The sequence below is a fragment of the Bradyrhizobium sp. JR4.1 genome, from assembly GCF_040548605.1.
Taxonomy (GTDB): domain Bacteria; phylum Pseudomonadota; class Alphaproteobacteria; order Rhizobiales; family Xanthobacteraceae; genus Bradyrhizobium; species Bradyrhizobium canariense.
In genome coordinates this window covers 117055-129653 of record NZ_JBEPRY010000020.1, presented here as the reverse complement: position 1 = coordinate 129653, position 12599 = coordinate 117055, and the positions used below count along the sequence as shown (strand labels likewise).

General features: G+C 58.7%; 9 protein-coding genes, 1 tRNA gene and 2 pseudogenes. 4 read left to right on the top strand and 8 right to left on the bottom strand.

Annotated features, from left to right (window positions below; genetic code table 11):
• Positions 1-311: 311 nt before the first annotated feature.
• Positions 312-1576 (top strand): annotated as a pseudogene (locus tag ABIB90_RS30725) (NAD(P)/FAD-dependent oxidoreductase).
• Here ABIB90_RS30725 and ABIB90_RS30720 read toward each other — a convergent pair.
• The 4 genes and pseudogenes from ABIB90_RS30720 to ABIB90_RS30705 all read right to left on the bottom strand — a co-directional run bounded on the left by ABIB90_RS30720 (position 1482) and on the right by ABIB90_RS30705 (position 3310).
• Entirely contained in the window at positions 1482-2486 is a 1005-nt protein-coding gene (locus ABIB90_RS30720; protein ID WP_354101740.1) for a recombinase family protein, read from the bottom strand. The pseudogene ABIB90_RS30725 and the gene ABIB90_RS30720 sit on opposite strands and share 95 nt — an antisense overlap.
• A 95-nt stretch (positions 2487-2581) precedes the next feature.
• A complete protein-coding gene (locus ABIB90_RS30715; RefSeq protein ID WP_354101744.1) occupies positions 2582-2848 on the bottom strand; it encodes a hypothetical protein in 267 nt (88 codons plus the stop codon).
• A gap of 2 nt (positions 2849-2850) precedes the next feature.
• A pseudogene (locus tag ABIB90_RS30710) lies at positions 2851-3150 on the bottom strand (recombinase family protein); the annotation flags it as partial.
• The gene (locus ABIB90_RS30705) at positions 3140-3310 is read right to left on the bottom strand and encodes a hypothetical protein (protein ID WP_198034899.1); all 171 of its coding nucleotides are present in this window, start codon (positions 3308-3310) and stop codon (positions 3140-3142) included. The pseudogene ABIB90_RS30710 and the gene ABIB90_RS30705, both read right to left, overlap by 11 nt.
• A 905-nt stretch (positions 3311-4215) precedes the next feature.
• Here ABIB90_RS30705 and ABIB90_RS30700 point away from each other — a divergent pair.
• A complete protein-coding gene (locus tag ABIB90_RS30700; protein WP_027520146.1) occupies positions 4216-4953 on the top strand; it encodes an outer membrane protein in 738 nt (245 codons plus the stop codon).
• An 871-nt stretch (positions 4954-5824) separates the two neighbouring features.
• On the opposite strand, the gene ABIB90_RS30695 is transcribed toward ABIB90_RS30700, so the two are convergent.
• Both ABIB90_RS30695 and ABIB90_RS30690 read right to left on the bottom strand, forming a co-directional pair.
• Positions 5825-6223, bottom strand: a complete 399-nt coding sequence (locus ABIB90_RS30695) for a helix-turn-helix domain-containing protein (RefSeq protein WP_084462423.1) — start codon at positions 6221-6223, stop codon at positions 5825-5827.
• A 15-nt stretch (positions 6224-6238) separates the two neighbouring features.
• Positions 6239-6604, bottom strand: a complete 366-nt coding sequence (locus ABIB90_RS30690) for a hypothetical protein (protein ID WP_027520141.1) — start codon at positions 6602-6604, stop codon at positions 6239-6241.
• Positions 6605-7287: 683 nt separating this feature from the next.
• On the opposite strand from ABIB90_RS30690, the gene ABIB90_RS30685 reads away from it, so the two are divergent.
• Both ABIB90_RS30685 and ABIB90_RS30680 read left to right on the top strand, forming a co-directional pair.
• Positions 7288-7370 (top strand) — tRNA-Arg (locus tag ABIB90_RS30685).
• Between the two features lie 83 nt (positions 7371-7453).
• Complete coding sequence (locus ABIB90_RS30680) at positions 7454-7780, top strand: hypothetical protein (protein ID WP_156949089.1); 327 nt, start codon at positions 7454-7456, stop codon at positions 7778-7780.
• 625 nt (positions 7781-8405) lie between these two features.
• Here the strand turns inward: ABIB90_RS30680 and ABIB90_RS30675 are convergent.
• Positions 8406-10382 (bottom strand): RiPP maturation radical SAM C-methyltransferase, encoded by a 1977-nt coding sequence (locus tag ABIB90_RS30675; protein WP_354201961.1) that lies wholly within the window; start codon positions 10380-10382, stop codon positions 8406-8408.
• 638 nt (positions 10383-11020) lie between these two features.
• The gene (locus ABIB90_RS30670) at positions 11021-12547 is read right to left on the bottom strand and encodes a radical SAM family RiPP maturation amino acid epimerase (RefSeq protein ID WP_354201960.1); all 1527 of its coding nucleotides are present in this window, start codon (positions 12545-12547) and stop codon (positions 11021-11023) included.
• Positions 12548-12599: the final 52 nt, after the last annotated feature.

Below are 12599 nucleotides of genomic sequence, written 5' to 3'. Positions count from 1 at the left end.
ATTGTCTCGCACAGGAGGCGCGTTCCACGGCAAGCGTCAATGAGCTGAGGCTTGGTCTTGGTTCGTGCAGTCGGAGGCTCCGGCCCACCGCGCGTGGGTGCTGCGGGCCCCCTCAAGAGCGATCAAAAACTTAGAAGCTCACCCCCATCCTCGCGGTGCTGACGAACTGTCCTTTGGCCTGCGATTTGCTTGCCCGTGTGGCGCTGCCACGTCAGTTTTGCAGACTAGAGAGGTCCGCCAGAGCTTACCGTATTCGCGATAGCTGCTGGACCTTGGGTCGATCCAGAAGCTAGTTGTAAGGGGATTGGCGGATGCGAAACAATCGACGATCACACGGACTGTGGTCGCTGCGCCACCAGCACCAGAAACTGCTCCGCTTACCGCTGACACTGCGGCGGATATCGTCGTGATTGGCGGTGGATATACCGGATTGTCGGCGGCCCTCCATCTTGCTGAAGGAGGAGCGCATGTCGCGCTTTTGGAGGCGCCTGAAATAGGATTCGGAGGCTCCGGGCAGAACGTCGGGCTCGTGAATGCGGGTATGTGGCTCATGCCTGACGCACTTCCGGACACGCTCGACGCGCCCTTTGGAGAACGGTTGCTTGAACAACTCGGCCGCGGACCGCAGACGGTGTTCGAGCTCATCGAAAAGCACGACATCGAATGTGAAGTGGAACGTGCCGGCACCTTGCATTGTGCGGTCGGACGTATTGAGGCCCGTGCCGAACAGTGGCAGAAGCGTGGAGCGCCCGTCTTAGTGCTAAATGCGGAGGCAACACGCAGCAAAGTAGGTGGTGGCGACTACACCGGCGCGCTGCTCGATAAGCGCGCCGGCACCATACAGCCATTGGCCTGTGTGCGAGGGTTGGCGCGGGCCGCGCTTGCGATGGGAGCCAGGATATTTACGCAAAGCGAGGCTGTCACGGCGCAGCACAACGGGTTGCGCTGGAGAATCAGCACGGAAAGCGGATCTGTAGAGGCCGACTTGGGTAGTCGTCGCAACGGATGCTTATGGCAAAGGACTTTGGTCTGAGGTACGGCAGGAACAGACTCAACTGCCCTATTTCAACTTTGCCACGCTTCGCTGCCCGACGATCTGAGAAGCGCGATCCTGCCTGAGCGGCAGGGCGCGTGGGACACTCGAGAGGTCCTCTCTTCATTTCGCCTCGAGCGCTCCGGGCGACTCGTGTTTGGCAGTGTTGGCGCGCTTGAACGGATCGGACGTTCTATTCACCGGGCCCGGGCCCAAAGATCGTTGCGCAAGCCCTTTCCAGGACTTCGGGGCGTCCAGTTTGAAACCGGCTGGTTTGGCATGATTGGAATGACCTCGGACAATTTGCTCCGCTTCACAAGCTGGACCGCAACGTCATCGGTTTCAGTGGTTATAACGGCCCGCGGAATCGCACCAGGCACAGTGTTTGGCAGCGTTTTGGCTTCGTACATATTGGGGCAGATCGCTGAGAACGATCTGCCGTTGCGGGTCACTGTCGTCGAACGCCAGCGTTTTCGTGCAGCGCAGGAAGCCTTCTATACAGCGGGCTCCCAGCTTGTTCACCTGGTGGATTCCTGGTTCTGATCACCGAGCAACTCGGTTGGCACTCTTTCTTCGGAGCAGTATGGAAATGATGCCGTGATCTGCACACCGATGGCTTCGAGACATGTATGTTTGGCCGACCGACCGAACGAACGAGGAAATTATGTGGCAGCCCTTCTGCCGCGGAGGTTAACGTTGGCATCGAACATCCCAAGCTGATCGATGCTCTGGGCGAGGCATTTCGGTGCTCCGCCGCGTGAGCGAGTGCCCTGTTCCAGCGCGCTTGCAGCTCACTCGCCACCAACCGGTTCGCGGGGTCAGCGGCATCGTGTTGCCGGAAAGCCCGGTCTGCGGCATAGCGCGCCGCTTCCAGATCGCAACTGAGCGCATCGCGCACCTGATCCCGTCGTTCTCCGGCTTCCCTGGCGGCAGCGGTTGCAGCGGCGATAGCGCCCGGACCGAGGAAGCCAAGCAGTGCTTCCTCGATTGCATCATCGACACGCAATCCGCCGAAGGCGATGCAGTGAGGACCGCCATTGTCCATCCAGGCGCGGCTGCAGCTGTAGCGTGGGATATGGTGCCTCATGCCGGAGTAGCGGAGTGTGAGCTTGCGGCCGCAGCGCTTGCACCGGATCAGAGCGGCCAGCAGCGCGTCACCATGCTTGGGTGCGCCGTGATGCCGACCGGTGGGAACGTTGCTGCTGACCATGGTGCGGATCGCCTCGAACCTATTCCAGCTCACATATCCGTCGTGGGTGTTGGGCTTCAGCGCCAGCCATTCGTTCCGCGTCTTGCGGCGGATCTTCACGCTCACGCCCTCAGCGCTGTATCCCGCCGCCACAGCCGTCTTACCATAGGCATAGGCGCCGCCGTAGACCGGGTTCTCAATGATCCGGTGGATGGCGGAGTAACTCGGTCGCCGCCAGGCTGTGTCGCCATTGGGCTGCTTCACCGGCAGATCGAGATTGTACTCGTGGAGCCAGCAGAGAGCGCTTGTCGGGCACTGCCCAGTTCCTCGACCTTGTCGAACGCCAACTGGATCGCTTCCTAGACGCGCCGATCCGGATCTTTCTCATAGCGGTCACCGGCCTTCACGAAGCCGACGGGCGCCGCCACAACCAACTCGCCCCGGCGCGCCTTCTCGTAGCGGGCCGAAAGCGGGCGCTGGCGCAACAGATCCAGCTCGCACTCGTTGAGGCTGCCCTTGAGCCCGAGCAGCAGGCGGTCGTTGCCGTGTGCCTCGGCGCATAGATGGTCTCCTGATCGACCAAAACGGTATCGACCACGCGGCACATCTCGATGAGTTGCTGCCAATCCCGGCTGTTGCGGGCGAAGCGCGAGACCTCACGGGCGCAAACCGCACCAACCTTACCGAGGCAAACCTCCGCTACCATTCGCTCGAAACCGGCGCGTTGCACGCCGCCGGCGGCTGAACGACCGAGATCATCATCGATCACTTCGATCTCAGACCAACCGAGCGCCGTCAGTCGGTCCCGCATGGCGTATTGCAACGCGCTGCTCTCGCGATTGTGCAACACCTGATGTGCCGAGGATTGGCGCACGTAAAGAATCGCCTTACGCTCCAGATGATGAGGCCTGACCTTGTCAGAGATCATGATCGCCCCCCATCGCGGGCGGCGTCGCTGTCATCGCAGCATGGTCGAGGATCAACTGCGTCATCAGGCTTGTGAGGGCCGCCCGGGCTTCCGCCGGCAGCTCCAGCCATGCTGGTGCGCCGATGGCGCCGTTCGACAGGCCGCTCCCGAACAGATCCATCTGCTGCTGCGGCCGCGGTTGTCGATTGTGTCGGTATCCGCTCCCTGGCATTGCCGTCTGCCGTGACATGGGTCTCTCCCCGATTCTGGTCGTGAGAGGCTCTGGATGCGCTAGAAAGCAGGGCAGCTGATGGCGTTCGATCCCAACGCCGGATCGAGAAGCGCAGAAAGCGCGGCAAATGCGGTTATGCTGACAAATGGCCGAGCTGCCAAAAGCTCCGCCTCAGGGCATGCCGTTCGGTCGAACATCCATGCTGGAACCTCCAGCCAACGATCTGCTTGCGATCCATCCAGCGTGCAGCGGAAGGCGCCCTCGCCAGCCCTGTCGACGGTCCCATGAACGCAAACTCGGCAACCAAACCAAGGATGATGCCGATAAAGAACTTCGCGAAGAACGGTCCTGTGGGCGTTCTCAAACCTCGTTGTACAACCGAACAAGGCTCCATTCCGCCATCGGATATATCGCCCCGATCGAAATGGAGCTAAAAGCTGCTTAAACCCGTCCACTTTTTCGGGGGAAGATCAAATCTTGCCGACGCTAAAGCTTTCGCGCTCCGCGTCACCGCAGCGATAGCGGCACGCGAGGTGGCGAAATTAGTATTTCATGGACCTTGAAGTAGCTATGCTCGAGCGATTGCGAACAATCTAAAGCTCTTGCGCTCGGATTGCCGTGCGCTTATTCCGCTGAGATCAGCAGCCCGCTCTTGCTCACGCCCACGCAATCTACGCTCGCACCCGCAGGAGCCTTGCGAGGCAGTTGGAGATGATCTGCAACGCAGCAACCTGACGCAGCGTTCGGTTCACGCATTTCTTTCGGCGCAAATGTTGCGATGCAGTTACAGCAATTCGCGCGGACGTTGTTAAGACGCACGGGGCTCGGGGCACTCAAGGGACATGAGAGTAGAAATGAAGAACTTGTTGCTCGCGACTGTGAGCATTGTGGCGCTTGACGCGGTGGCGCCCGCATTTGGCGCGGATCTGGCTGCACAGCCCGTCCAGCCTCTCTACACCATAGCTCCGCAGCGTGTCGCCGCTGCAATCTACGACTGGAGCGGCTACTATCTCGGTATGAACGGTGGATTGGGCTCAAGCTCGAATTGCTGGGCTTTCAATGGCGGCACGCCCGAGGGCTGTCATGATGCGACCGGCGTGACCGTTGGTGGCCAGATCGGCTATCGATGGCAGATGGGCCAGATCGTGCTTGGTGTTGAAGGCCAGGGAAACTGGGCTGATTTGACCGGCTCGAATGTCATCGTCGCGTTTTCGGATGTCAACCACACCAAGGTTGATGCGTTCGGTCTCGTCACGGGGCAAATCGGCTATGCCTTCGATAACGTACTGCTTTATGCCAAAGGCGGCGGCGCAGTGACGAGCAACACCTATCAGATCAGCTCGAACCTCACGGGCGCGCCGCTTGGGAACAGCGAGCACGTTCTTTGGGGCGGCGCGTTAGGAGCCGGCATCGAGTACGGTTTCGCGCCGAACTGGTCGCTTGGGTTCGAGTACGATCATTTATTCATGCAGCCCGCGGCGGTGAACTTCGCCGCGCCCGCTGGTGGGACCGATCGCATCCGCCAGGATTTCGACCTTATGACTGCGCGGCTCAACTATAAGTTCGGCGGTCCGATTCTTCTCAAATACTGATCTATCGTTCAAACGCGGATCGAAAGCCCCGGCCAATGGGCCGGGGTGACCTGTTGGTTTCATGTACAGGAGCCATAAACGGTCTTATGCATTCCGGCAGGCCGCGGTTGCCGCATCAAGGAAACCGTTCTCGAGCGGTCGACGATGGTCTGCTAAGATCAAACGGACAACCGGCTGAGAGAAATACGATTTGGCTATCGCCGCCGCTCAATCGACACGGAGGTCGACGGCGATCTGGTCCGCGCCACTAACGAGAATGCCGGCCAATACCTCTGCAAAGCTTTCTTGATCTTCCATCGGCCGAAATGTCGAGATCCATGACAGTTCGCAGGCGTCCTCGCCGCTGGCCGAAACGCACATCGTCGCCCGTGAGGTTCGTCATGCTCACGCGGCGTCCTGGTTGCAGGTTCGAGTCAGCCTGGCCCACTAGAGCTATCATCGGGTTAGCGCAGTCTGGCTTTGGTGAGAAACATGCCGCAACAACTACCGCGCGCAGATGCCGACCAGTGTTCTGAACGCACGCGTCATTGGAGAACGCTGCATTAAGCTCCGCCCAAGAGATCAGCGAGGCCTCGAATAATGGCAATCATGAAGCTTATGAACATTAGGATTAGCCCAAGTGTGGTCCACACTATGTCGGCCAGCTTGGGGGACTCAATTTTCTGGCGGATTGAACCTTCGACAGACGCCTTCAGCCTGCCAAGCCGTCCTGTTGCTTCGACTTGCTCGAGTTTCGATCTGCGAGCGCGCAGCCAAAAGTCTCTGAACCACGGCACGGCGATACATACTGGACTCGCGGCGCCGAGCACGTCTTTGAGCGCGTCCCACCAAGAGTACGCCATGTATCTCAGGCTCTCATCGACGGATCAGACTACATAGCCATTGGCATGTGCGCCGCGAGTTCCAGGTCATCGCTAGAGGCAGCAACGCCAAGCGTCTTGCCGCACGCAACCGAAATTCGTTCCATCAGATCCCAAGTTGGCCCCTGGGTCCCGACTCCCGATTCGATTTCGCTAATTCGAGCCTGGCTAATACCCAACTTATCCGCCAATTGTGACTGAGAGAATCTGGCATCCTTGCGCATGGCCCGAACTAGTTCGCCAGCACGCATTGCCGCACTAGACAGTTCCTTTTCAGCTGCAAGGCTTGCTTCAGCTCGTTCGATTCTTTCGACCAGATCAGCAAGCGAACGACCACGCCCCTTACTGCTAACCTCAGCAACGGCTCGCATTCTACGTTTGTGACTTTTGTCGACTTTGAGCTTGACCATTGCAGCCTCCACTCTTCATACGAACCAAACTGAAGCTCGCGCATTCAGTATTCCGGTCTTCAAGGCATTATAATCGCCGCCATTCCAGGAAGACCCTCCAGCGTACATCGGCACGCCATGCTCAGCCGCGAGCATTAGCGTTACCGTCACATCGCCATCATCATCGACTTCGACAGCGAAGATCGCAAACTTAGCCGCCGCGGAAGCATGGAACATCTCCACGCCCCTATACGTATAGAAGGGCAACAGATTCCTGCTATCCACTGATCCGCTGTGGACTTTCTGGAGGTAGAGCAGGATCTCGCAAGCGAAATTGTGCCCAAGCTGCTCCAACTCATCAGCCGCGCCTCCCAATCCGGGATCATCAAACGAAACAAGCATATAGGGAATTCCTTATATTCTGTCAACCCCAAAATCAACGGCGAATGTTGGAAAAAGAAGCTATAAATATAGTCGACGACATGATGCAACTATAGCGCGCAAACTGGAACTGTGAAGACCGGGAAGCCCTCAAAATAAGGGATTCTACAGCGAACGAAGATAACTTTCCGGCGCTCGTGACGGGTTGGGTCGCAGGACTTTCAACAGCCGGGCGCGGCATGATCGAAAAGACCAGAACGGGACAAAAGAGAGCCCATGAACTGAGATGCCCAGTAGAAGAAGATCATGAGTCGCTTCTCGGCACTGCAGACGCAATCGGCGGAGCCAATACCGACTCGCTTGCCCTGGCGCACGCGGCGGCGGCTTGATCGGATGCATTTTCGCTGCTCAGAAGATTCGCCGAGGCGGCCGATGACGGCCGAACCGCTACGGCGGGATACTCCGATCCAGAGTCCATCCTGGCGACGCGACTTCATTGTGGGTTTAGCCGCGTCCCGACAATATGAAGTTTGACCTGCTGGATTCGGCATGGCCAAAAGAGCAATTCGAACCAATCTAAAGGCTGCGGGCCTCAATCCTTCCTTTTGGTGGTCGTTGATATCGTTTGGGGGTTTCCTCGCGCTGGCGTCTTGAAATCTCGGGGAGATGTGCCCATTTGGGACAGGCCGCCATACGTTATGGCTGGTTGGCTGAGAGGCCGAAGGCATCTCCTTGCGAAGGAGACGAACACCGCGAGGCGTTCCGAGGGTTCGAATCCCTCCCCGATTCGAATACCCGCTCCGAGAAATCGTTGAGCGGGTCTTTCTATGTGAACGTATCTTCGACGCAACGAAACAAGGGAGGGCTTGGATGGCCAAAACCTCGAAGCAATTTAAGCAGGGAGCATCAGCGTCCCTGAATAAGTCGATTCAAGAACTGAAAGATTACCTCGGTCGTCTTCGGCTTAGTCCAGTAGAACCGCGATCCACTACTCCCAAGGCGGTTTTTCTTTTTGGTTTGGTTCATGCCTGCGACGACTTCGACGTCGTTTTCGATGAGGCTTCGCCCGACTTTTTGCTGCTGCTGGCACGGATGCGCCGGCTTTCCCAACAGATTTTGGCTGCTCGACAACGCTGGCCAATTTGTACGGATTGCGAGCGCGGCGTTGATCTTTCGCCGCTTCAAGGTTGCGGATAACCAGATCGTAGACCGGCGTCGAGAAGGAACCCATGTCCTGACCCGAGCCCGCCTAGAGTGAGATTGAAGCGCTTAAGCTCCTTTGCCAGACGCCCGCGCCTGTTACTGGCTTTGTGACCCGCGAGCACGCGGTCACGCTGAAGTCGTTGCCAGACGTCCTTACCTTGACGCGGCAGCTCAAGCCCTTTCGCTTCAGCTACCCGAACAGAAGATAGCGATTATGTGCCTGCCCATTTTTGTGGAGGCGTCGAAGGAAACCGAACCGATCGAGCGACCGCGACACCACCAGTTCGGCGGCCCGGCGCTTGTGCTCCTCAGTAAACGAGCGACGTTGACGTTCCATTCGACACCTCCGGGCTCAACGAGCCTACTACAGGTGTTCACTCATTCGGAGGAGGTTCAGGGTTCGACTTGCCTCTGGCTCTTACACGCTTGGCAAACACGTTGTGCAAGCGCATTCCCTCCTTGAGCTCTTCCGGTGCCCACTGTTCGCCGTGCTGCCAGTCCGGAGGAACATACAGAGACAATACTTCCAAAGCCCCGAAATCTCCGCTCCGCCATACTTGGCACCTCGTCGTGCGCCCCAGAGGAAACGTCTCCCTCCGAGGGCCCCCCGCAGTTTTCCTCATTCACACGAGGTACTCAATGGCGCGGCACGTCGGTCGAAATAGCCTCCAGGGAACGCAGTCATCGGAGGGATTGGCGTATATGGATGCCAGAGCGCGAGCCCAACCAGCCGCGCGTCCAGCCGCACAATCAATTTGCGAGCGATCATGTCAGCTATCGCAGCGTCAATCTCGGCCTGCATTACATTCGTCCCGCTCAGCTGTTCGCGCAGGCGGGTTTCAGGCGAGCCTTCGTCCGCAGCCAGAAGAATTTCCCGGGCGAGGCCCCTGACCCGGTGTTCGCGCTCGACTGCAATGGCTCGCGTGTCCTCGACTATGATCTCGTCGCCGCTGTCCCGCATCGACAGCATAGACAACTTCGGCTCGTACCAGGCTTTCAGCCAGGCATCGATACCCTTCGCGACAGCGCTTAGCCCCGGGCGGCGGTTAGCGTTGAGCGCCGCGAAATGACCACCGACGTCGTCGTCTTCACTGTCTTCGAAGTAGTAAACCTGATCCGCCAGATCGCGCTCCGACAACGGATAGACGTAGCGATAGGAGACGGTCGGGCGCAGCTTCAATCCATGTTTCTCGGCCGCGTAGTGATAGGGGCTGTAGCGCTGGTAACGCAAACGCACCGCCGGTCCCGGCTGTAGATGATGCAGCAGCGGTAGCAAAGGAGCCATGTCCGCATACCATGCGTCGCTCTCGCCGGGGAAGCCCCACAGCAAACTCCAACTGACCCGCACACCGTGCTGACGGCACCACTTCAAGAGTTGGACATTATGCGCTGAGCTCGTTCCTTTGCGCATCAGCTTCAAAACACGAGTATCCAGGCTCTCAATACCCGGTTGGATCCAGCGGACGCCGGAGGCAGCCAGCTTCTCCACTTCGTGGCGCTTCAGGTTGGCTTTGACCTCAAAGAAGATCGCGAGCTTCTCGGGTAGCCCGGTGAGGCGAGGCAGCGCCTTTTTTAGGTAGTCAGTGGCCAGAATATTGTCCACCGCTTCGATGCGCGACGAACCGTAGCGCGCCGACATCTCAATCATCTCTTCTGCGGCCTGCCTCGCGGGTTTCTGGCGATAGGTCATCGATCCGCCGTTCAGCCCACAAAACGTGCAGTGGCTCCGCTCGCCCCACCAGCAGCCTCGAGAGAACTCCATCGGCAGCCCGGCATGGATGCGGTCGGCGTAGAGCGACGCGTTGAGCTCGGCAAAATAGTCCGAGAAATCGGGCAGCGGCAGGTCACCCATGTTCTCGATCACTGCGCGGGGCACTAAGTCGCGCGTCGACGCCGCGGGATAACCGGCCTCGCGATGCGCCGGACCGAAAACGCCAAATGGCAGGTCAGCAGGCGGAATGTCTCTGCCGCGATTAAGGATGTCCCAACACAGCGGGCCGATCAGCAAGTCGGCCTCGCCCGACACGACATAGTCGACCCATGGGAAACGCATGTGAGTGCTCCGCCCCATTACCGACTCGCAGTTTGCGCCCCCCATGAGAGTGACAAGATCCGGTGAGCGCTCGCTCAGTCGGCGCAGCAACGCCAGCGAGGGAACATGCTGGGTGAAGGTCGAGCTGCACCCGACCATGGCCGGCCGCTGGTCCAATATCTTGTCAGCCGCCCAATCAATAAACCCGCCGATTACCGAGCGCAGCCTGAGGAAATTCGCGCGACGCTCGGCCAAAGATTTGCCTGCGTGTATCGGGTTGCGCTCGAAATAAAGATCCAGGAAGGCGCTTTCTTCAGGCTCGAAGTCGGGAAAAGCGACGCCCGCGAACAGCCAATCAACCAGCGCCTCCTCTGGCGGGCAACTCTCAAGAAACCCATACTCGGCAATGCCTATGTATTCTAAAAACCAGATGTTGGGATATGCTATCGTGGCTTGCAGCCCAGCCTGGGTCAGCGCTGACTTCAGGAGACCAAGCGCCAACGACGGTCTTTCGACTGCCGACATAGGCATGTTGACTAAGACGATTGGCACATCGATACTCATGTGATGCCACATTATTTGTGGTGATGTAGGCTAGGCGCGTTCGCCCGGCCACAGGCTCATGCGCTGGACGGCAATGCGAACTTCTGCGCGACTCCGTGATTGGAGCCGTGAACATGAAGTCAACCTAATTCAGCGAATGCCATAGGCAGCGCGCTTCGAGCCATCTTCCGTGTCACGTTCATTTGCCTGGAGACTGGAAAGCGTGAACGCGCAAGTCCAGGGGGAGGGTGCTAGAGCCGAGCGGTGAATGAGCCGACACCGCTCCGCTCCCGACATTAAGCGGCGCCACGCCAAGGGTCAGGTCGGGTCGAGCCGTTCTTGACGAAGAGCGTTCAGCGTTCCAGTTGTACTCGCCGATGCGCAAAAAATGAGGACTTGGCTCGAAGCCGCGAGCGCGGAAGTCCTTCGGTCGAGTCCAGCGTGGAGCTACCAAAGCCCATCCGGCGGAGCTCAGGCAGATGGTAGACCGAATGAGTTCGAGCCGCCTAGGGGAGCCCGGCACGCCAAGAACAAGTTCTGCGGTCACGTCGGTTGTGCGCGCCATGAAGCGGTGGACGGTGGATGCAAAACGGCCTGCCACCCCACTCCACACTGCGAGATGGTAAGATGCCGCAGCTCTTAGATACTGTCCTAGTACCTCAGTGCGAATCGGCATGATCTATGTCCGTGCGGCAGCCTGCGTATTTGGCAGCTTCGATGCGGCTCTTCGTCCAATTGCTGGTCTGCCAGGCAAAGCGGTCGTCGAGGTCGTCTTCGATTACCCCGGCCGCGTACAACCGATCGAGCAAATCAGCGACTGCAAATACGCTCGTTCCGTCAGTCGTGACCCGCCTAATCAGCTCCGAAGCTGTGCAGTTGCCGAACGCGATGAGATCGCCAACGGAAATCGGAGCGACGTCGTCGGGCACCCGGTGTTCCATGTTGCCGGCGCGGAGCTGGAAGTACCCGTTCCCTGCTTTGTATTGCAGGTCTCTGCGGAAGCGGATCGGCAGGTCGGGGGCTGGGCTCTCGAGCATATACTGGTCGATCATGCTCTGCAGTCCCTCCCCGAAGTCGTCAGGCGTCCTGAAGAAACGTTCACCCAAGATGCGGTAACCGAGAGGCCAGCGTTCGCTCCCCGGTACCGGCGTCACCAGTTGCAAACGTCCCTGCTGCATATTTACGAGGAAGCCGGAAACACACGCGATCGTGGTATGATCGCGTTCCAGCAACCCAATTGCATCATCTTTGATGGCGGACCTGAGCTTCCCCTTCCGCTCGCGCGCGCGTCCGGCGAAAGCCTTTGCGGTCGGCGCCTCCTTGCCCTGCAAGATGAGTTCGACCGCTAGCAGCTCCTCTGGCGAAAACGTCATATGAATCTGATTGAGATGTGCGTTGCTCAGCACGGAGAAACGATTCGGCGTGGTGCCATACAGGTTGAACAGTCTGAGCACGCGTCTGGTGAGTGCCTGATCCCTAAGCGGCGCAGCGGTGGTTGTCTGCGGCAATGCGCCCGTGATCCGATAGTAGTCGAACAGAAAGCGATCGTAGTGTGGGTTGTCCATAGGATCTGTAGCCCAGTAGCAGAAGCCAGTACGGGCTGCCGAACCAAACATCTCGCTCGCGACGCCGACTACGCCACGCCAACGCTCTGCCTGCTCTTTGCTGTAATCGTAATAGCCTTTGAATCGGCCCGCAGAGAGGCCGCAGAACCAGCAACCAACGGTGCAGCCTTCGCTCAACTCGAAAGCGATGATCGGGTACGTGACCGACAGCGCCGCTGCACCCAATTCGTCGTTGCAGCGCCGGATTTGGCGCTCGCGCCAAGCATGGAAACGAGGGTGAATCGTCGACATTTCGCCTTCGTCGCGCAGGAGGTCGCGATGGCGCAACATCTCGCGCAGATGCTCGTCCCACATCGTGGCCAGCGGCCACTGGGTAGACTCCGGCTTGAAGCGGTATTCTTGGTAGTCTCCGTGCCAGAGCGGCAATATTTCCATTGGGTCAACTTCGATGCCGTAGCGCTCTATTACCGTACGAGGGGCATTCTCCGAAAGCGCCTTGCGGAACTCGATGTCACCGGCTAACCGCTCCATGAACCGCTTGACGTGCGACAGCGTGCGCAGTTGCTCGGGGGGGCGACGGTCAAAACTCTGTCGGTAGTGTTCGGTGGCAGCGCGCGTCATCACGTTAGGGATAAACCTTGAAGCAGCAGCTTATAACCTAATGGCAATGATC